At 55.1% G+C, this 21,804-nt stretch carries 18 protein-coding genes; all 18 read left to right on the forward strand.

Annotated features, from left to right (window positions below):
* The first annotated feature begins 116 nt into the window (after positions 1–116).
* Entirely contained in the window at positions 117–947 is an 831-nt protein-coding gene (locus tag KXG62_RS27975; RefSeq protein ID WP_218095327.1) for a metallophosphoesterase family protein, read from the forward strand.
* A gap of 162 nt (positions 948–1,109) precedes the next feature.
* Entirely contained in the window at positions 1,110–1,406 is a 297-nt protein-coding gene (locus KXG62_RS27980) for a MazG nucleotide pyrophosphohydrolase domain-containing protein (protein WP_218095328.1), read from the forward strand.
* A gap of 143 nt (positions 1,407–1,549) precedes the next feature.
* Positions 1,550–3,439 (forward strand): ATP-binding cassette domain-containing protein, encoded by a 1,890-nt coding sequence (locus KXG62_RS27985; RefSeq protein ID WP_246627675.1) that lies wholly within the window; start codon positions 1,550–1,552, stop codon positions 3,437–3,439.
* A 58-nt stretch (positions 3,440–3,497) separates the two neighbouring features.
* Positions 3,498–5,426: an ABC transporter ATP-binding protein gene (locus KXG62_RS27990; protein ID WP_218095329.1), complete on the forward strand. Its 1,929-nt coding sequence runs from the start codon at positions 3,498–3,500 to the stop codon at positions 5,424–5,426.
* A gap of 294 nt (positions 5,427–5,720) precedes the next feature.
* A complete protein-coding gene (locus tag KXG62_RS27995) occupies positions 5,721–6,236 on the forward strand; it encodes a hypothetical protein (protein WP_218095330.1) in 516 nt (171 codons plus the stop codon).
* 212 nt (positions 6,237–6,448) lie between these two features.
* Positions 6,449–6,937, forward strand: coding sequence for a hypothetical protein (locus tag KXG62_RS28000; protein ID WP_218095331.1), 489 nt, complete (start codon positions 6,449–6,451; stop codon positions 6,935–6,937).
* A gap of 349 nt (positions 6,938–7,286) precedes the next feature.
* A complete protein-coding gene (locus KXG62_RS28005) occupies positions 7,287–7,790 on the forward strand; it encodes a TlpA family protein disulfide reductase (protein ID WP_218095332.1) in 504 nt (167 codons plus the stop codon).
* Positions 7,791–7,871: 81 nt separating this feature from the next.
* Positions 7,872–8,831: a GNAT family N-acetyltransferase gene (locus KXG62_RS28010; RefSeq protein ID WP_218095333.1), complete on the forward strand. Its 960-nt coding sequence runs from the start codon at positions 7,872–7,874 to the stop codon at positions 8,829–8,831.
* Positions 8,832–8,949: 118 nt separating this feature from the next.
* Complete coding sequence (locus KXG62_RS28015) at positions 8,950–10,197, forward strand: M16 family metallopeptidase (protein WP_218095334.1); 1,248 nt, start codon at positions 8,950–8,952, stop codon at positions 10,195–10,197.
* Positions 10,198–10,289: 92 nt separating this feature from the next.
* On the forward strand, positions 10,290–11,435 hold the full coding sequence (locus tag KXG62_RS28020) for an HD domain-containing protein (protein ID WP_218095335.1): 1,146 nt from the start codon (positions 10,290–10,292) through the stop codon (positions 11,433–11,435).
* Between the two features lie 20 nt (positions 11,436–11,455).
* Complete coding sequence (locus KXG62_RS28025; RefSeq protein WP_218095336.1) at positions 11,456–12,229, forward strand: aminoglycoside adenylyltransferase domain-containing protein; 774 nt, start codon at positions 11,456–11,458, stop codon at positions 12,227–12,229.
* Positions 12,230–12,326: 97 nt separating this feature from the next.
* Positions 12,327–13,259, forward strand: a complete 933-nt coding sequence (locus KXG62_RS28030) for a manganese-dependent inorganic pyrophosphatase (protein ID WP_218095366.1) — start codon at positions 12,327–12,329, stop codon at positions 13,257–13,259.
* 280 nt (positions 13,260–13,539) lie between these two features.
* Positions 13,540–16,572 (forward strand): discoidin domain-containing protein, encoded by a 3,033-nt coding sequence (locus tag KXG62_RS28035; RefSeq protein ID WP_218095337.1) that lies wholly within the window; start codon positions 13,540–13,542, stop codon positions 16,570–16,572.
* Between the two features lie 298 nt (positions 16,573–16,870).
* Complete coding sequence (locus KXG62_RS28040; protein ID WP_218095338.1) at positions 16,871–18,043, forward strand: MFS transporter; 1,173 nt, start codon at positions 16,871–16,873, stop codon at positions 18,041–18,043.
* Positions 18,040–18,663: an NUDIX domain-containing protein gene (locus KXG62_RS28045; protein WP_218095339.1), complete on the forward strand. Its 624-nt coding sequence runs from the start codon at positions 18,040–18,042 to the stop codon at positions 18,661–18,663. Before KXG62_RS28040 ends, KXG62_RS28045 begins: the two co-directional genes overlap by 4 nt.
* 86 nt (positions 18,664–18,749) lie before the next feature.
* Positions 18,750–20,015, forward strand: coding sequence for a WD40/YVTN/BNR-like repeat-containing protein (locus KXG62_RS28050; RefSeq protein ID WP_246627676.1), 1,266 nt, complete (start codon positions 18,750–18,752; stop codon positions 20,013–20,015).
* A 50-nt stretch (positions 20,016–20,065) separates the two neighbouring features.
* Positions 20,066–20,371 (forward strand): hypothetical protein, encoded by a 306-nt coding sequence (locus tag KXG62_RS28055; RefSeq protein WP_218095340.1) that lies wholly within the window; start codon positions 20,066–20,068, stop codon positions 20,369–20,371.
* Between the two features lie 363 nt (positions 20,372–20,734).
* The gene (locus KXG62_RS28060) at positions 20,735–21,778 is read left to right on the forward strand and encodes an alpha/beta hydrolase (RefSeq protein WP_246627677.1); all 1,044 of its coding nucleotides are present in this window, start codon (positions 20,735–20,737) and stop codon (positions 21,776–21,778) included.
* Positions 21,779–21,804: the final 26 nt, after the last annotated feature.

The raw sequence follows: 21,804 nt of genomic DNA on the forward strand, positions 1-21,804 counted from the left end.
GTGATTTGTAGTTTACTGGTATCCCTGCAAGTCTAGGATAAATAAAAATGAGCTCAAAGCACAATGATTTCATGTCGTTTTGTGCCTTGAGCGAAGCGAAAGGAATGGGTATAAACATGAAGCTGGTCGTTATGGGAGATTTTCATTATCCGAGAATGGTAGATGCATCGGAGGAGCTGCGCGAAGCGCGGGAGCAATTTTTCGGCGGAATGCTGAAAGCGTTTTTGGACATTGACGCGGATTATCACGTGTCTCTGGGAGATTTTACGAACGAAGGCATGAACGAGGAATTGGAATATGTATTCGATCGCATCAAAGCGAACGGAACCGGGCGGACGTTTATCCACGTGCTCGGCAATCATGACGCGTATTCGATTCCGAAAACCGAGATATTGGCGATCTCGGGCCAGCAGCGCTACCATCGAATCGAGACAGAGGAAGCCGTGCTTGTCTTTATCGACACGACCAAAGAGATGGACCGCAAAGATTACGGCGGCGAAGTCGATCCGGAGCAAGCGGCGTGGCTGGACGAAGTACTGCGGCAGTCGGCGGACAAGCCTGTTCTCCTGTTTGCCCACCATCCGATTCCGAACACGACGAAGCTTTCCGATAAGCCGATGCTTCATATTCACCCGGAATATGACATTTGGCCGTTAATGGCGAAGAAAAGCGGACGCGGCTATTACTTCTGCGGACATAATCATATGAACTCCATCGTGCAAAAGGATCACTGGCATCTCGTGCAAACGGCGGCCTGCCTCGATATTCCTGCCTTTCGCTTGATCGAGGTCAGCGAGGGCCAAGTATCGGTCGAAACGATACATATCGAGGATCCGAAGCTTCTCGAGCTTGCAGCCCATATCGGTCAAAATATGAAGCATTTCAAGCCGAAGGCAGGAGCGCTCGGCGAGGACGCGGATTTAACGTTGACGGTCGTGCACAGCTAAACGGAGATTATCGTATATAGTAATCGAATGGCATGCCAAAGAAGAACAACTTGGCATGCTATTTTTGTTCCGTCTTCGCCGCCGGCCGCTTCGATCCGAAGCAGTATATAGATGAGAGCATTGTACCTATCCGCATTGTTTACGAAAGGGAGAACCGACGACATGGACCATAACATAACGCTTCAAGGGCTGCAGCAATATATCAAAGACAAGGATCACAATCCGGAGCGCAAGCATGTGTATTTTCAAAAATTGATCGAGGAAGTCGGTGAGCTGTCCGAAGCGCTTCGCAAGGACAGCCGTATGCAGGGCAGCGCTATCAAAGGGACGGTTGAGGAGGAGCTGTATGACGTGCTTTATTATGTAGCGGCGCTTGCGAACGTGTACGACATCGATCTGGAAACATGCATGCATTTGAAAGAAGCGCTGAACCGGGAAAAATACAAGCACAAAGCGTAGCCGGCGGAAAGATCGTTTGATAACGGTTCTTTCCGTAGCGGATGCCATCCAGCAAAGCTATAATTATAAATCCGATTCCAAAAAATGGAGGATGATATCGCATTACGAAATACGTACGTTGTTTCCGCGAAGCCACGGGCATCTTGCTCCGGCTGGAGCGAAGGCCGGTCATCGTCATGGCAGCCTTCATGCTGCTGTCCGTTCCGTTCACCCCGGTGGAGCTATGGCTCGTCAAATCGCTAATCGACCGCATTCAGGCGTGGACGCCGCTCATGCCGCTGGGGCCGATGATGAAGGTAGCTGTCGGGCTGGCGCTGCTTATGGTAATGAACAACATCGTGTTCGGCGTGCCGATTCCGATGGCGCAGACGCGGCTGATGGAGATCGGCACATTGGAGGAGCAGCGGCTGATCATCGGCAAGACTTCCCGCCTCCCACTGAAAGATGTGGAAGCGCCAGGCGTCAAAGACATGCGTGTACGGGCAATGCAAATATCGCTGTATGAGATATGCCATACCGGTGTGGGTCTGCTGCGGTCGACCATCCAGCTTGTGGTGTTAAGCGCGGTATTGCTGGCCTATGGACAGTGGATACCGTTAATCGCTGTGTACATCTCTGCGCTGCTGCTGACGGTTGTTTCCGGCCAAACGGCAGGGAAGCTGGAAGGACTGTCGCGCAAGCAGGCGCCGAACCGCCGGCTTCTGCGGCATTACGCCGATCTGCTGACGAAGCGAACGGCCGCCAAGGAAATACGGCTGTTCGGTCTGGGACGTCTATTGTCGGAGCGGTGGAGCGACTTGTCCGCGCGGCAAGCGCTGGAAACGGAGGATGCCGTGCGCGCCGCCGAGCTGCGCAAGCTCGGCCCGGAGCTGCTGTTCGCGCTGCTGGGCGGCTTGCTGCTGTCGCTGCTCGTGCTGCTGCCCGGGGCAAGCGCATGGTCCGCCGGGGACTTTACATTGCTGTTCTTGACGATCACGATGCTGTTATCCGAATTAAACGGCTGGTCCGGTCAAGCAGTGTCGCTGCGACGGCATTATATGCGCTGGGGAGACTTTCGCGCTTATATGAAGCTGGAAGAAGAGACGGATCGCCAGCGTCTCCGTGCATCTGTGGCTGCAGAGAAGCAAGGTGGAGAAGCTGCTCTCCGCGAGGAAAGGCCTTTTACCGGGTCAGAGGATCGGGGGAGCGCGGGTTTCCCGCGCGCGCAAATCCTGAGCGGACGCATCGGCGCTTCTGCGGAAGACGGCGGTGTACGGGGCGCTGTCTCTGAAACGGGAAACGCTGTCAACGGAGCGCTTGGCAGCATGCGGCTGCAAGTGAGCGGCTTGCGGTTCCGCTATCCGGGAGCGGCTTGCGATACGCTGAACGGGCTCGATCTGGCGATTCCCCCCGGCTGCCGGGTCGCGCTCGTCGGTGAGAACGGCTCGGGGAAATCGACGCTTGTCAAGCTGCTGGCCGGGCTGTACGAGCCGACAGGCGGCGTGATCGAATGGAGCGACGGCCAAGGGGAGCGGTTGTCCGCCGAAGCGGTACGGATGAAGCAGTCTGCGGTGTTTCAGGATTTTATGCGGCTGTACTTGACGCTTCGGGATAACGTCGCGCTCGGCAATATGGCGCTGCGGGGCGAAGACGCGATTCTCCGCCAGAAGCTGCAGTCGTCGGGCAGCAGGCTGCTCGAGCTGGATACGCAGCTCGGCGCCGCGTTCGGCGGAATGGAGCCGTCGGGCGGCGAGTGGCAGAAGATCGTGACCGCGCGGACGCTGCTGCGCGATGCAAGATTCGTCTTCTTCGACGAGCCGACGGCTGCGCTCGATCCGCAAGCGGAGAAAGACGCCTTCGACATGTTCTTGCAGGTGACCGAAGGCCGTTCAGCGCTGCTGGTCACCCACCGGCTCGGAGCCGCCAAGCTGGCTGATGTGATTTATGTGCTGAAGCAGGGGCGGCTCATAGAGCAGGGAACGCATCAGGAATTGCTGCATTGCGGCGGCGAGTACAGCCGGATGTTCCGATTGCAGGCATCGTGGTATGCGTAGCAGCGGAAGAAACGGACAAAGGTTCTATGCGTTTGTTATGATGGGAACGAGGTGAAGGATGAGCAATCATTCCTTGAGCAAATTGAAGCATGTCGCAAGATTGATATTCCGCATATGGCAAGCGATGCCGATGCTGACAACGGGCTGGCTGGGTATACCGCTGCTGCTCGGAGCGCTGGTCATCCCCGCATACGGCGCGCAAAAACAATTGGTCGACTTGTTTGTGGAAGGAGCGGCCGGTCGCGCATGGGGGGAGCTGGCCGGCCTCGCGCTTCCTGCGCTTGCCATGTTTACGGGCGTCGCCCTGCTGCGCGCTGCGCTCGCCGCATGGCAAAATATATGGGATACGAAGCTTCGCGACCGGGCGTCCATTCATATCCAGACCGAGGTGCATCAAAGAGCGGTCAGCGTACCGCTGGCACGGATGGACGATCCGGCGTACTACGACCGGCTGCAGCGGGCCGAAAGTGTGGCCGGGGAGGAATTGCTCGGCGTGCTGCAAAATGCGATTGCCTGCGTGCGGCTGCTGTGCGAGCTGGGCGGACTTGTGGCGGTCGTCACCTTCGCCCATCCGGCGATCGGCGCCATACTGGCCGTCGTGTTTGCCGTGTCGTTCGCTATTCGGCTGGAGTCGGATCTGGTGAAACGGCGGTTGAACCGGGATTTGACCGCATCGGGACGGCAATCCGATTATTTGCGCGATACGGTACTGGAGCCGAGAACGGTTCGGGATATGCGTCTTTCCGGCTCAACCGATTATTTGATCGGCAAATGGAGCGAAGTGATGGGCCGCTCGCTGTCGCTGAGGATGAATGCGAACCGCAGGGAAATTCGTCACGGCATGATCGTATCGGCGGTGCAAATCGCCGGGCTGCTGGCGGCGATGATGTGGATGGCGCTGCAGCTCCAGTCCGGCGGCATGACGGCCGGAACGATGGTCGTCGTGTTTCAGGCGATGCGCCGGGCGCACAGCATATCCGGCCGGATGGCATGGCCGGTCGGCAAAATGTATATTCAAAGCGCCAAAATCCACGACTTGGTCGAATTTTTACAAGAGCCTTTGGATGGGGTTGAATCCGAAACCGAAGTTGAGGTGGGGGCCAGAGCCGGAGAGAGACGGCATCCTGCCGGGACGTCGATATCTCCCGCCGAATCGGCCCTTGTGCGGCAACAGCCGGGAACGGCTGGACGGATCGGGCTTGAAGGCGTTTCGTATACTTATGGCGGGGCCAGCGAACCGGTGCTGCGGGATATCCGGCTGACGCTCGAGCCCGGTGAAACGGTGGCGCTGGTCGGTGAGAACGGAGCCGGCAAGTCGACGCTCGTCAATATTTTGCTCGGCTTGTATCGGCCGTCGGCCGGCCGAGTGACGTGGGACGGCGTGGACTACGCGGAACTCGACCCGGCACGGCTGCGCGATTGCATATCGGCGGCGTTCCAGGATTTCGTCCGGTTCGAGACAACGCTGCGCGACAACGTCGGATTCGGCCGTCCGGAGGCACGCGCAGCGGATCAGGCGATCCGCCGTGCGTTGGAGCGAAGCGGCGCGGCCGGGATGGAAGCGGCCGCCGGAGGACTCGACGCCCGGCTTGGGCTCGTCTCGGAGGGCGGCCGCGAGCTGAGCGGCGGCCAGTGGCAGCGGCTCGCGATCGCAAGAGCGGCGCTGCGCGACGCGCAGCTTCTCGTGCTCGACGAGCCGACGGCGGCGCTGGACCCGCAGCACGAGACGGAGCTGTACCGGTCGTTCCGCGCGCTCGCGCAAGGCAGGACGGCGCTGTTCGTCTCGCATCGCCTCGGCTGGGCGCGCTTTGCCGACCGGATCGTCGTGCTGCAGGGCGGCCGGATTGCCGAGGAAGGCACGCACGAGACGCTGCTGGCAGCAGACGGCGCGTATGCCGCCATGTTCCGTGCGCAAGCGGCATGGTACCGCGGACCGGAGGAAGACGGCGGTACGACAAAACACGATGCGGTGTACTCTCCGCTATAATTAGATAGACTCTCGGAATTGGGAGCTATATAAGCGAATGCTTCGGGGATAGGCGGCCGCTGCGATACGTGCTCCATCGCCGGCGGTCGTCAAAGCATTCATGTCCATTTTACCTCGGCGAATGCCGTGAGGCTATTGTCAGGCATTTGGTAGACAGCTATGATAAGATATGGTTATGCTCTTGCGCTCTTGCTGTATGATGGCAAACAAGTCTCATGAATTGAAATTGCCGCTGCATAGCATTCGAAATAGCGAGCTGCATGTGAAAGTCGAATTGGAGAAAGGGGCTTCCCGATGACAACCTATTGCAAACGTTGCGTTAGCGACGAGGCATTGGCTGCTGTTAGTCTGTTCGCCATTGAGAACAGACGCGAATTGCATCCTTCTTTTGGCACCTTGGACATGGTCTCCCTGTTATGTTCTCATATTACGGAAGGCCATCTGATTTATATCACGAATAGTGACAATCGGGTGCTCGGGATGATGACTTACTATCATGGTACACCCGAAAAACAATTTGAGGATAAGGATATCGCCTTCGTCAACTTTGCCATTATGGCCAGGGCATACCGTGGGACACGGCTCTTTGTTAAAGGGCTGTATTATATGGTTGAGCTGATCATCGAAGCACATCCGGATGTACAGGAGCTCAGATTCAACGCTTTATCGGAAAATACATACTTATGCAGACTTTATTCCAAATTTGCAATCGCCCGTTATACTCAGGAGAGCAACCTAGGAGAAGAAACCGTATTTTGTGCAAAAATTCACCAATTAAGGGCTTCCTTAACTCGATATATCAAGGTATAATTAGGAAATGTAGTCATATTCTTAATTCGAAATGGAGGAAATCACATGTTTTTGCCACCACCGAACATTGACAAGAAAACGGGAGGTAAATTGGGGAGATTCACTATTCTCAATGACACCTTGAGAGCAATCCCGCAAACACAGCCGCAACCCGCGAAGTAATGTTGTATTTATGTAGACCTTGTACTACGGAACTGGACTCCGAGGGTTATGTGAAATTTCTGCTCCGGCACTACACCGATCTGAACCTGCCCTATGATTTTGCCGTAAAGCTTAGCTTCATTAGCAGTCCACTCCTTTTCGGTAAGGCCATGTTAATTCTTTCGGAAGAGGATTACGATGTAGTTGGAGCTGCCGGTTTCGTCTATGGAACCGGTCCTAACGGCTATGAGGACCGGCATATCTGTCAAGTGGAGGTTGCGTATCTGCGTCCGGAATATCGACGTACGACCTTATTTATGCAAGGTCTGCTGAAGCTTCTAGGCGAGATACAATCGGGTGGTCCGGAGGTTGAGATCGTTCAGTTTTGGGTAACAGAGGGCCAATCGGAGGAGGATAAGCTCTTCTCTAAATTTATCGGCTTACCGGGTTCAAAACGGTTTCTCGTGAATGGTCTGGCGTGTCATCAGGTTCTTTTTCGCGAACTGGAAGACTATTGCAGCAAGTTCAAGAAGCGGTTCCGGACGGTCGCAGGTACATAGTAAATTCCACATGCAGTATGAAGGCACTGACTTTGCAGATCAGTGTCTTTTTGCTGTCATATCCATTCAAAGCGTGAATTTCCATTACATCCGAAGATAAAAGAGCTGTCGCAGTAGTTCTTTTTGACCAAAATGGGGGGAGGGTTTTTCCATTTCGAGATAGGGTGGAAATAAAAATCCATCCATAAAAGTAGGAGTGAAGCAAGATTAATGGTTCAAGGAAACCCTTGTCCCATCTGCGTCAGCCAATGGCGAGAGGCTGTATAGGATTGAGGAGGTTCGCGATGACCCTATTACGGTGTAGAAGTGTTGTTCCGGCTGCGCGAGTTCTGCAGAAAAGGGGAGAAACATGAAAAAATCAGCAAAAATAACGACTGTTGCGATTATAGTGCTACTTGTATGCTTATTAGCTGCAGTAACCCAAACTAACTTAAAAAATGCCAACAATCCTCAGGAGATTGAATTGAAGGATTTAGAGGGGAATATGCAAACCATTGCTTTAAACGACAAGCCCTCCGTATTGCTATTTTTCACCTCTTGGTGCCCGTATTGCAATGAAGATGCCCCGAAGATAGTTTCAATGTATCAAAAATATAAATCTGATATTAATATTTATGGAATTAATCTTATAAATAGAGAAAACGATCCAGACGATGTAAGGGAGTACATTAAAAAATATAATATTGATTATCCTGTACTGCTGGACGACGGGGGAAATCTATATCGTAAGTATAGGGCACCTGGCTTTCCGACATTAATTTTCCTGAATAAGCATGGTAAGGAAATGAACCGGATAGTAGGTTCTACTGCCATTGAAATCATTGAAAGGCAGTTTACAAATGCAATAAATTAGCGATTTCAGCTAGAAGCGTTGACAGTGAGAGAGGGGAGTACGAAACAAGACGAAACGGAATGAAGAGGAGGAGGTTATCTTATGAACGATGTAATCATTCGTTCGGAACGGCCTGGTGATTATCATTCGATTGCCGTCGTTAACGCCGCTACGTTCAACTACAGTTTCGGCATGGGCGAAGTGCCGTTAATCAGCGTGCTCCGAAACCGGATAACGTTCGATCCGGATCTATCATTGGTAGCCGAATACCGGGGAGAAGTGATCGGGCATGCCATGTTTACGCCACAATCGGTTCGGGTGAAAGGCGAAACGCTACAAGCGGTCATATTGGCTCCCATTGCCGTGCATCCGGAATTTCAAAGGCTCGGCGTCGGATCAATGTTGATGGAGGAGGGCCACCAACGTGCTGCGCAGCGAGGATTTCATTTTGCCATGCTGATCGGGCATTCCTCGTATTACCCGCGGTTCGGCTATCGAACGCGTACGTTCGGGGCGTCGCATATCCGAGTACAAGTTGAAGATATCCCTGCTTCCGCGCTTTCCGTTTCAGAGCGGAGAGTGGAGCGGGGGGATATTGCTTCGCTATGCTCGATGTGGGAGCAAATGCATGCAGACAGCTGTCTTGCGCTAGTCCCGGGAAGTTCGATAACGGACTGGATCAGCTACGGAAGCGGCGTGAGAGCATCGGCGATGACGATAGACGGCAAATTGTCCGGATATATCCGATATGCGGTGGATGCGCCGGAGAAGATGATGTTTTTGCTGGCCGACGGTAATGATAGCGCTATTGCCATCTTGAATGAGATGAAGCTCCGATTGAAGCAGGACGTGCGTGAGCTCCTGCTGCCCCTGCATCCGCAAGCCAGGGCGATCAGAGAGCTGATCGCGCTTCCGCACGAATGCGAGAGCCATGCCGGGGACGCGTGCATGATCAAAATTTTATCCGATCATCCAGCCATACATACATATTGCGATGAAGTAGAGTCCGGGGCGCTAACGCCCGGTTCCGTGTTATGGCCGGTAGAGTTCGAGGTGTTATAGCTTGGGTCATTCCGTGCAGACCGCCATTTCGATGCACTAAAAAAATGTTTCTCCCAGTATACATAAAAATGGTAAAGTTGTTGTATGGATACGAAACCATTCGAATGGGGGACTGCATGTGAACAAAACGGTTTTAAGCAATGGTTTAACCGTTATTACCGAGCATCAGGAAAAAGCGGTATCCACGATGATCTGCTACTGGGTGAAAGCAGGCGGGCACTACGAATCGAATTATCCGCACGGCATTGCCCATTTCCTGGAGCACATGAAGTTCAAGGGTACGGGTTTGCGTTCCAAAGAACGAATCATGGAAGAAGTGTCGGAGATCGGCGGCCGCCTGAATGCTTCGACTTCCTCGGAGTGGACGCGTTATTACCTGTATACCCCATACGATGAATGGCAGCACGGAGCGGAATTTTTGACGGATATCGTATTTGGCTCGATGTTCCCGGAGCAGGAAATTACGATTGAGAAATCGGTCGTGATCGAAGAGATCAAACGAGCCGAAGATCATCCCCAAATGTACGGAAGCAGGGAGCTGCTGCGCATGCTTCGCGGAATGCATCCCGAACGCGCGGGAAATCTCGGGACCGAGTCTTCCGTTACCTCGATTACGCGGGAGGACCTGATCCGATTTAACCGTGAATATTACCAGCCCCACAATATCGTCCTTGTAGTCACAGGGCATATCGGCCACGACAAGCTTACCGCTTATTTGGAAGCGCTCGTCCCGCCCGCCGAACATTCCTTGAGGCCGTCCCCACTGGAAAAACTGAAGCACAGCAAGCTGGACGGACGAACCGTCTATATCGAACGCGACATTCGTCAAGCGCAGCTGCACTGGGGGATGTACGGGCCGGACAGGGAATCTGACGACCGGTTTGCCGGATACGTGGCAGTGCGGCTGCTTCAATCCCGGCTCACCAAAGAAATTCGTATCGAGCGGGGACTCGCCTATGCCGTCGCGGCCGAAATAAGCACCTTGTACAGCGAAGGAACGATTGCGGGCTATGCGGCAGCTGCCCTCGATCGCATCGATGAAGTCAAGCGCATCATTATTGACGAATGCCTTCGGTTAAAAAACGAAATCGTGCCGGAAGATGAGCTGTTTCGGGCAAAGAAGTCGATAACCGGCAGGCATCTGATCGCGGAAGACCAGCGCGAGTCGGTCAACGCAAGGCTGGCATCGGAGCATATATTCGGCGCGTCGCTGGAACCCGTCGAATTTGTGGAACGCATTCTTGAGGTTGGGGCGGACGAGGTGAAGCGCTTCGCGCAAACGTATTTTCACGAGAACGGCATGCTGTTCGTCCAGGTCAGCAAGGAGGCCGGAGAAAGCGAGCCCGGCGTGGAGCAGACCGCTTAGAAGCCTCGTGGTTTGTCCGAAAGGAAAGAGAAAAGACGGCCGGCATGAAATATTTGGATTATGATGTGAAAATTCCCCTTCAAGGAGCCTGCATGATTTTTACCGACCCGATTCATAAGCAGATCAAGATTACCGACCACGATATTTACGATTTGACGCGTACGGCAGCATTTCAAAGATTACAGGGGATGAAGCAGCAAGGGAATACGTATTTCTTGTCCCCGGGCTCTACGCATAACCGTTACTCGCACTCGCTTGGCGTGTATGAAAATATGCGCAAAATGACGGATCGGCTGATGGGGAATCAAGGCGCTGCGTTCATAAAAAGGCAACGAAAAATCGCTCTGGTATCGGCTTTGCTGCACGATATCGGCCATGGCCCGTTTTCGCATTGCTTCGAGACCGTCACCGGTATGCATCACGAGCGATGGACGACAAGGATTGTCAAGGAATGCGAGGAAATACGCAGTATTCTTGCGCGAACGCCGGGTTTGACCGAAGCGGTACTGGCTGTTATGGAGCGCACCGGAGAGCACGGGCTGATCGAAGAGCTGTTATTCTCGCAGATCGGCGCGGATAAGCTGGACTATCAGTTAAGGGATCTGCACTACTCCGCGTTAACCGAAGTGAAAATGTTTAATTTGAATAACCTTATTGACGCACTTCGCATACATAATGACAGACTGGTCATTGCTCCCGATGCTTTGCAGGAAATCGAACAATATGCGGCCATCAAGAGAGCGTTGTTCGAACGGCGGTTTTCTCATCCGGACGTGATTGGCAAAGACGTGCTGTTCAAGCTTGCGTTCCGGAGGGCAAAATACTTGTTCGGGAACGGAGAACTGCCACATCTCCCGGAATGGCTTGTCGCATGGTTTGGCGGGATGACATGGACCGTGGAGCAATACATGCAATTAAACGATGAGGTCATGCATCGACTCATGGGCATATGGGCGGAGCATGATGATGCGGTGCTGTCGAAGCTGTGCACCCGATACTTGTCCGGTATCGAGCATTCCATTCGCTGGTACGACGTCACCGCAGACACGGTCGAGAGAGAGTTGGATCGATTTACGACCGATATCGTTTGGCAAGATGACAAGTATGGATGCTACAAGGGAGGGATCTGCACGGTCGTGGCAGGGAGTATCGCGGATGTTCTGGAATTGTCACCGATGATTAAGGAATATGCAGCGTTTAGCGCGAAACGGTATTTATATTGTATCGACCCTCTGTAAAGGAAGGATTTATTTTGCACATGAGCAGCGCCTTGAATAAGATTGCGGTCCATTTTGCGGAAACGCTCAAGGGCAACCTGCTGGGGCTCTATGTACACGGGTCGCTAGCGATGGGATGCTTTCACCCGGACAAAAGCGATATCGATCTGATGGTTATCGTCAAGAATAAGCTGTCGTCACAGACGATGAAGCGCGTGACCAGGATGGCGCTCCGGCTGGAAGAAGCGCTGCCCGCTGCCCGAGGGCTGGAATTCAGCATCATCCTGGCGGAGCATCTGGACCCGTTCGTATATCCGACGCCCTTCGAATACCACTATTCGGCGCATCACAGAGAGAAGTACCGGGCGGACGCGAATTATGTATGCGGCGGATTCGCGGACGCCGATCTGGCTTCGCAGCTCACGGTTGCGTACGAGAGAGGGCTGACGCTGTATGGGCAGCCGCTACGTGAGCTGTGTCCGCCGATCGACAAGCGCTTGTACGCCGCCTCCATTCTTCACGATGTGGAGGGGTTCGGGCAAATCATGAATGGCGGACTACCGCCGGGTTTAACGCCCGTCTACGTTGTGCTTAACCTATGCCGCGTTCTTTATTTTATGAAAGAAGGGGCTATATCGTCCAAACGGGAGGGTGGCCAGTGGGGGCTCGGCGAGCTGCCGCAGCGGTACAGCAGGATCATTCGCTCTTGTCTGGATGAATATAGCGGACAAACGGAGCAATGCGATATCGGAGATTCGGAATTGATGGATTTCGTCCGGTATATGCTGCGGGAGATTCATCGTTATTCCTATTAAATGCATAGGAATAATTTTAGCCATTACGGTATAATCTTGATTGTACCTTACGAACTGGGTTATAATTTTCTCACAAAAGACGAATAGGAGCATGATGATGGAAAAAGTACTTATTTTTGGACACAAAAATCCGGACACGGATACGATTTGTTCTGCGATCGCTTACGCTCACCTGAAGACAAGCCTTGGCTTCGATGCCGAGCCGGTGCGTCTGGGAAGCGTCAACGGCGAAACGCAATATGCGTTGGATCAGTTTAAGGCGGAAGCACCGCGTCTTGTCGAATCGGTGGCAGGCGAAGTGAAAAGCGTCATCCTGGTCGACCATAACGAGCGTCAGCAAAGCGTATCCGACATCGACCAAGTGCGCGTAGCGGAAGTTATCGACCACCACCGCATCGCGAACTTCGAAACGAGCGGCCCGCTGTATTACCGCGCCGAGCCTGTAGGCTGCACAGCGACGATTCTGAACAAGCTGTACAAGGAAAAGGGCGTCGCCATCCCGCAGCAAATCGCAGGTCTGATGCTGTCCGCGATCATTTCCGACACGCTGCTGTTCAAATCGCCGACTTGCACGGACGAAGATGTGGCTGCGGCTCGCGAGCTTGCGGAAATCGCCGGCGTGAACGCAGAAACATACGGTCTTGAGATGCTCAAAGCAGGCGCCGACCTGAGCGACAAAACGATCACCCAACTGATCAGCCTCGACGCCAAAGAATTCCAGATGGGCAGCGCCAAAGTAGAAATCGCGCAGGTTAACGCGGTCGATACGAACGACGTCCTTGCGCGTCAAGCGGAATTGGAAGATGCGCTGAACGGCATCATTTCCGAAAAAGGTCTGGACTTATTCCTTTTCGTTGTAACGGACATTTTGAACAACGACTCCATCGGATTGGCCTTGGGCCGTGGCGCGCATGCCGTCGAGAAAGCATACAACGTGAAGCTGGAAAATAATAAAGCCGTGTTGAAAGGCGTCGTCTCGCGCAAGTCGCAAATCGTTCCTGTGCTGACCGATACGTTCAACGCGCTGTAATCCGAATGCACCCATCACCAATCGCTTGCGACATAGCGGTTGGTTTTTTTGTCTGTTGGAACTCGTCCAGCGGACGAGGCCGGATGAATCCAGCTCGTCTCGAGGTCTGGTTCTCGACACACGGGATGAGCTTTCGCCAAATAGATGAGAAGATTCGCTATGTAAGACAAGCGATGGAAATTATATACTTGAATTGGATTTTAGTTCGTAGCAAGGAAGGGGGAAGAGACTGAAGCGTAAATTACATAAAAATATGGAATAAGGAAAGGTGGAAAACGGATTGATTTCATGGAAAAAATCGATCAGCCGCTGGATGGCCTGCTTCCTGCTGCTGTCAGTGCTGCTGCCTGCGCTGCCGGGAGGGGTCCTGCCCTCGCACGCGGCGAATGAACTCGCAAACTTGGCGTTGAATCAGAAAGTAACGAAAAGCTCGGATTGCTCCTGCGGACGCGCGACGGAAGCCGTCGACGGCGATCAGGCGACCTTCTGGCAGCCGCTGGCCGCCGACCGGGCGGACGGTACGGTATGGATTGCCGTAGACTTGGGCGCTTCCTACGATGTGGACGAGGTGAAGCTTGATTTTCGAACGGGCAGCGTCAGCAGCTATGCGATTCAAACGTCAACGGATCAATCCGATTGGCATGATGCGATTGTGAAGAACGTGACCGGGTCGATTTCCGGTAAAGTGGTGACGGTCAACTTTCCGGCCGTGAACACCCGTTATGCCCGATTGCTCGTCACGCTATCCAACACCAATTTTCAATTAAACGAAATCGGAATATACAGCACGAACTGGACCCCGCCTCCGGCTGTAATTGACAGCGTATACATTATGAACGGGCAGGGCCAGAAGCTTGGCGAATACGATACGACGACGTTGAGCAGAGGAGCGTCCCATGCGTTCACGATCGGCGGAACGATGACCGATGGAACAACTGCGGATTTGTCCGCTGCAACCGTAAGCTGGACTAGCGCCAAGGCGGATGTCGCGACGGTTGACGCGAGCGGCAATGTAATCGCTGTCAATGAGGGCGCGGTCAAAATTACCGGCCAGGCGACGTTGAGTAACTTATCGAAGGAAGCGAGCGTCTGGGTCGACGTATACGATCCCGGTACGCTGCTCGTGGATGTCGGGCTCGACCATCCTTCGATGGTCCGCGAGATCGGCCAGCCGGCGCTGCTGAATATCGGGGATGCGTATCCTTCGGTACGTCTTCTGCCTTATGCCGGCGGCACGGCGCTGGCTTCCCTCGTGTCAACCCCGGACGGGCAAGTCATTCAGTCGCTGCCGGCAGCGGCTTTGTCCGCGGGAACGGGCAAGACGTTGTCCTTCTCTGGAACGGTACCGAAATTCGGATCGTATGAAATTCGGCTGCAGTTCCAGTTCCCTGGCAAAAAGCCAGTGTACGACACGCTGTACTTCACCGCGCAAAATCCGACTGACGTCGGTCCGGACGAAAGCTCTATCGCATACACCGGAGCGGACGGGAAGATGATGTACGTTCCGGATTACCGCGGCAACCGCATCATCGATTTCTCCAACGTCGGATATATGGGCGGCGGCGTGAAGCTTCCCGATGTGCAGGCAAGAATCGCGCTCGAGCCGGTGGCTGGAGACGCCGACGATACGGCGCGGATTCAGGCCGCAATCGATCAAGTGTCGCAAATGCCGCAGTCGGCGGAAGGGTTCCGCGGGGCTGTCTTGTTGAAAAAAGGAACGTATCGTGTCGGCGGGACGCTATATATTCGCGCCAGCGGCGTCGTGCTTCGCGGTGAAGGTCAAGGCGAAGACGGCACGATCCTGTACGCGACAGGTACGGCGAAGCGAAACATTCTCGAGATTCAAGGAAAAGCGCCGAAGCTGCTGACGGATCATGCCACGAAAATATCGGACCTGTTCGTCCCTTCGGGAGCGAAATCGTTTAACGTGGAAGATGCAGCGAAATTCAAGGTTGGCGACAAAGTAAAAGTACGCCGGTACGGCAATTCCCGGTGGATTCATGAAATTCATATGGATACGATTTTTGAAAGAGACGGTACGGTGCAATGGACCCCGTTCAACCTGGACTTCGACCGTGTCATTACGGCTGTCGATCTGACCCGGAACCGGATCGCGATCGATGCGCCGCTGGCCAACTCGATTGAGCGCCGCTGGGGCGGAGGTGAAGTGATCCAATATGAAGACCCGGACCGCATTGAGCAGATCGGCGTGGAAAATCTGCGTGTCGATTCGGCATTCGATCCGAGCGTTACGGCGACCCAGAGCGGGAAAACGTATTATTCCGACGAAAATCACGCTGTCAGCTTCGCCATTTTCACCAACGTGAAAAACGCATGGATGCGCGAAGTAACCGGACTGCATTTGAACCATGCGCTGGCGCATGTCAGCCGCGGCTCCAAGTGGGTCACGGTGCAGGATAACAAGTCGCTCGATATGGTGAGCGTCATTACCGGCGGCAACCGGTACCCGTACAAGATGAGCGGCGAGCTCACGCTTATGCAGCGGAACTACGCCGAAACGGCGAGACACGCGTTTGTCGTCGACAGCCGCGTACAGGGGCCGAACGTATTCCTCGACAGCCAGTCGGTGAACGAATACGCGACGAGCGAACCGCATCACCGCTGGTCCGTCGGCGGCTTGTACGACAACATTTCCGCCGAAATCGCCATTCAGGATCGCGGATTGCTCGGCAGCGGCCACGGCTGGTCCGGCGCCAATTACGTTACTTGGAATACCGAAGGAGGCTTGGTGTCCCAGCAGCCGATCACTGCGCAAAACTATGCGATCGGTCATGTCGGCGCCAAGAAAAAGCCGTATTTGCCCAATGCCGATGACAAACGGCCGCGCAACGACGCTTATTGGGAGCATCTGGGCAGCCATGTGAGCCCGAGAAGCCTCTACTTGCAGCAGCTGCAGGACCGGCTTGGAACGCAGGCGGTGCAAAACATCGCGCAAACCCCGCTTGGCGGCGGAGCGTGGAACGTGCCTCAGCTGCCGCAAAATTTGCCGCTGCTCAAAGGAATCAAAATAAACAACAAACAATTGGACGGATTCACGCCGGAAGTGTTCGATTACACCGTACAGCTGCCGGCCGGCTCTACGAGCGTGCCATCCATCAGGCCGCATGATATGCGTCACGACGCCGAAATCATCGATGCGTCTACTGTGTACGGAACGTCAGTGCTCATCATTCGCGAGAAAAAACATCCGGCCCATTCGGTCAGGTACAATGTCCGGTTCACCGTTCCGGCTTCGTCCGGCGGCGCCGGCGAACCGAACGAGCCGAATGAACCGGCCGACCCCGGAGAGTGACGTTCGGTCGTATATCCAATGAACAAGCCGGTTGCCTACGTGGCAGCCGGCTTGTCTTATAGGATCAGGGGCATAAGGTTGACTCTGGCCCAAAGCTGATCTTAACGCCAGAAAATCACCTGCTTACAAAGCAGGTCTGCCACGCAATCCCGTAGTTCGCCCTGCTTTAGAAAACTCCGAAGGATGTTTTTCTTTTTGGCGGCGATTGGAAAATGGATTGTCTTTCCGGACGCCCGGTGAGATAATAGGCTTCGTATTCGGACGGACGATACCACACGGGAGAGAGCGGGTACGGGCTATGATCTATTTTCTGCTGTTTTACGCCATCGTATATATGGGAAACGCCGTTTACGGCACGTATATTCCCGTTTATTTTCAATCCATTGGCGCGACTCCATCGCAAATCGGAACGCTGTTGAGCCTGGGGCCGCTGGTCGCCGTGCTGGCGCAGCCGATATGGGGAACCGTCTCGGACCGGGCGAAGACGAAAAATGCCATACTGGCCATCCTGCTGATCGGCAGCGGGGCAGCCATTTTGCTGTTTCCTTTATCCCATATGTTTTACTACTTGCTGTTGATGGTGTGCTTGTTCACTTTTTTCCAGACATCCATCTTCGCCATCAGCGATGCGATAACGCTGGAGGAGCTGGAAAAGCATAAAACATGGTCGTTCGGCTCGATTCGCATGGGCGGCACGTTCGGATTCGCCGCGATGTCCATCACCTTCGGCTTTCTGGCCAAGTCTGACATCAATTACTTGTTTCCCGTCTACGCGGCGGTGATGCTGGCGTCCCTCGTGCTGCTTTCCCGCTTCCCGCGGATTGCCGGTTATCAGTCGGGAGGCAGCAAGATGCAGATGTCGGTTTTATTCAAAAATCGCAAGCTGATGACCTATATGGGAATCAATCTGCTTTTGCAAATTACGCTTGGCTACTATTACTCGTTCTTTCCCGTTTACTTTCGGGACATGGGCGGAGACAATGTGCTGCTGGGCTGGTCCATGGTCATCTCGTCGCTGAGCGAAATTCCGTTTTTGCTGTTCGCCAACCGGCTGTTCCAACGCGTTCGGATGACGCATATATTGCTCGTTTCGAGCGTTGCTGCCGCGCTGCGCTGGTTTCTGTTCTCGTTCACCGATCAACCGGCGTGGATGCTTCCGGCGCAGGTGCTTCACGGGCTGATCTTCATCGTGCTCTCCGTCACGATGGCAATGTACATCAACCGGGAAGTGCCGAAGGAGCTGAAAGCGAGCGGACAAACGTTGAACGGGCTTCTCAGTCTGGGCGTCGCGCGCATTATTGGCAGCTTTGCCGGCGGATTCGCCAGCGAAGCGTTCGGCATGCGCACCGTGTTTTACTACAACGGCTGGATTGCGGTGTTGTGCTCAGCGTGCATCGTCTTCATTAGCATGAGGGCGGACCGGGACGGTTCCGGCAAGGAAGCGGGCAATACAAAGGGGGCGGTGTCATGATTGCAAGCGATTCGATCGTAACCGCGGGGGTGTTCCTGAACTGCCGCGGTCTTTTCCCGTTTCAGGTTGGTCCGACGAAACAAGGAACTACGCTAGGCGTTGTCCGCATCGGAGGGCACAGGGAAGACGGGGAAACCGGCTGGCAATGCGCCGCGCGCGAAGCGCTGGAGGAAGCGGCCGTACAGGCGCTGCCGGTCACGCCGCCGGCGACGTATTGGTATGATGCGTCCGCTGAGCCGGAACTAGCGCCGCGCGACTGGCTGCTGGTTGACGACGCTGTGCCGATCCTGGTCGGCATTCGCGAGTCGAGCCGTCTGCTCGCTCCGATCTATTTGGCCTATACGGAAGATACGCCCGTTCCGTCTGCGGAGGCCAAAGCACTGCTGCTGTTGAGTCCTGCCGATATCGCGGCTCTGATCGACCGACCGCAGACGCTTGAGCAATTTATCGCGTCGGGAGGAAAAGCTCTCATCAAACAAGACATTCCGATGCATCTCCCGCTTGAACCTTTCCCGCAAGTTCGGATGCTTCACACCTTGCTGCAAAAGCATCCGGATATCGCCCTCCCGCGTGAAAACAAACAACGCACGGATGGGTCGGGCTGTGAACCAAACGGCTGACGAGTTTCCGTAATCCGGCAGTAGTTTGCAACTTATTGGCACCCGGCACCGTCTTGTATATATAACAACAAGAGGAGTGAGGGCGGATGAAGAAGCTGAATAAGATGACCGGAGTCGTTCTCCTAACTTTGGCCTTGACCGCGGCTGCAGGCTGTGGGAGCCAAGCTGCCCCGGGCCAAGCGGGAGACGCGAATGCCAATACAGGTACGGGCGGAGGAGCGCCGGATTCGCATGTCGAAACTCCCGCTCCGCCGGGCAGCGGGGCTGCGACGACACCAACGCCAGCGCAAAATAATCAGGCGGGCGGAACCGCGAACCCGTCGAAGCCGTCCGAGCAGCAAGTGTCGATGGACCATATTACCGCGGTTCGGCTCATTAATCCGCAATCCGGCTGGATTGGCGGCAGCGGCTGGATCGCACGCACGGATGACAGCGGGAAGCAGTGGAAGGTCCAGTATGAGGGGAAACAGGCGGTGGAGCAGTTGTTTGCCTTGAACGGCGAGCAGGCGTGGGCCGTGTTGAGTCCGAATTCCGCCGATTCGAAGGAACGCCGTCTGCTGCATACAAGTGACGGCGGAGCGCGGTGGTCCGAAGACGGTACGCTGCCGAGCGGCGCGTTTCTTCATTTTGTCTCGCCGCAGGAGGCGTTTGCCGGGAATGCGTACTCGTCCAACGGAGGGAAAAGCTGGAGCACGCTGAAGGTGCCGGACCGTATGGTCGGCGACGCTTACTTTCACGATCGTAACAATGGCTGGGCTGTGACCACGGACAACAAAAAAGTCGCGGTGCAGCGCACCGTCGATGGCGGCACGACATGGAAACCGGTCATGTCGCGGGATTTGACCGATTCGCTGACCGGCGCGGTGATTCGCTCCGCAGGAACGGACGATGCGTGGGTAGAGTTGATCGGCGGCTCAGGCATGTCGCAAACGTCGTATTCGTTATTCCATACGTCTGACGGGGGAACGAGCTGGACGACGGTTATCGCCAATGCGACGGCAGGGGCAGGACCGGCGCCGGGTTTCCCGCCAAACGACAACAGCGGCCACAAGAACAACGGCTCCAAGCCGGGAGCGCTCTATGTCGTCAGCCCGAAGGTGGCCTTCATGGGAGGGTTCTGTCCTGCTTGCGATCGTCCGAACACAGTCGGATGGACGACGGACGGAGGCAAGACATGGAACAACGGCAGCGAAGAACTACCAGGCTACGGCGGCGCGCTGCTTGCGATCAGCGATGCCGAGCACGGATGGCTCATCAGCAACGATCATGATCAGCCGCCGGTGATGTACACCACATTCGATGGTGGTCGCCATTGGACCCAGGCGCATACGTTCGACCGGCCGTCGTCGTGATGCGCGCCCGCACGGGCGGTGGCGGCGATGCGGCATCAGAGGAGGGGCGAATGAAACAACTCGGATGGATGACGGCGGAATGGCTTCGCATCCTGCTTATTCTCGTCATAGGCTTGCCGCTGATGAATATGGCGGAGCTGCTGCTGCTTTCGCTGGTTGACGCCCAATGGAACGACGAGCGTGCCGGCCTCGCGCTGGCAGCCAATCTGCTCATCGTGTTCGTGATGTACCGCAACAAGCTGCAGTTCGGAGGATGGTACCGAAGTCCCCGCAACCGGCCGCTGCAGCGCCGGACGACTTGGCTGCTGGCGGTCGTCTCCGTCATCTTGCTGCTGGCCGCAATCGAATCATCATAGTCTGATCTTGTTAAGAAAGCCGGCTGTACGGGCGATGGTGCCCGGACGGCCGGCTTTTCGCATGGTTGGCAGCACGCGTAGATGGTTCCTCTGTAAAAGCGACGCGATCGTTAATCTTGTCATTCTCATCATTTTCGACAACCGGAAACAGTCGATGGAGGCATGTCACTTGTCTGCGCCATTCCGCAAATCGGAGAAAAGCTAGACGGCGTTACCCAATAAAAGCCAGCTGCAAGCGCTTTAATAAAACGATTGACAGCATATTTTCCGTCATTTATAGTTATTGTGTGAGTCAGATACGAGTCAATGGATGGTGGGATGAATGTGCGCCATTTATTTCGAAAAAAAGGAGTCGTCGCATCGATGGGTATGCTTATGCTGCTTGCGGCCGTAGTGAACGTGACGGGCTGCAGTTCCGGTGAGAAAGCGCAGCCGAATGTTCAGTCTGCGCCGGTGCCCTCGGAGGAAGGTGACGTGTCCGGCGAGGCGCCTGCTTCGGCACAGCCGGCATCGTTTGTCGCCCCGAAGGGAGTAAAATTGTTCGAGGATGTGGAGATCGGGACCGCCGGAAACCGCAAGCTGCACACATCGATCGCCATTCCGGATACGCCGCCCGAGAGCCCGCTCCCCGTCATGGTCTATATTCACGGCGGCGGCTGGAATCACGGCAACAGGAAGGACGCGCTCCGTTCGATCAGCGGATACGTGACCAAGCGAGGGTATGTCGGCGTATCGGTGGAATATCGGCTTACGCCTGAAGCGCCGTTTCCGGCACAGATTCAAGACGTGAAGCTGGCTATCCGCTTCCTGAGGGCGCATGCCGAGCAGTACCATCTCGATCCGAGCCGCATTGGCGTGTGGGGCGTTTCGGCCGGAGGGCACCTTGCTTCCCTGCTCGGAACGACGGGCGACTTACCGCCGAATCAAGAAGTAACGCTGGACAACGGCCACCAAGTGAAGAGTCTCGATCTCGGGGGGACCGGCGGCTGGCAGCCATATTCCGATCAGGTTCAGGCGGTGGCCGATTGGTACGGACCGGCGGATTTCACAACGCCGGAAGCGGACAAATATAAGTCGCTCACCGCGCTGCTTGGCAAGAAGAGCGCGCTTTCCGTCCCCGATCTGGCAAGGCTGGCGATGCCGGGGACGTATGCTTCTGCGAGCACGCCTCCGTTCTGGATACGGCACGGGGATGCGGACACGACGATTCCGCACGCCAATAGCGAGAAATTTGCCAAGCAGTTGAAGGAAGCGGGGGTGCCGGTCGTTGATTTTAAGATCGTTCCCGGCCAGGGGCACGGCTTTAAAGGGGATGCCGCCGCCTTGTCAACGGAGGAAGCGTGGGCGTTCATGGACCGGTATGTGAAGAACCGGGTCGTCACCGAGCCGATCTTGTACAAGAAATAAGACTGCTTCCAACCGGTAAGCGCTGA

It is taken from the genome of Paenibacillus solanacearum, from assembly GCF_910593845.1.
GTDB classification, from domain to species: domain Bacteria; phylum Bacillota; class Bacilli; order Paenibacillales; family NBRC-103111; genus Paenibacillus_G; species Paenibacillus_G solanacearum.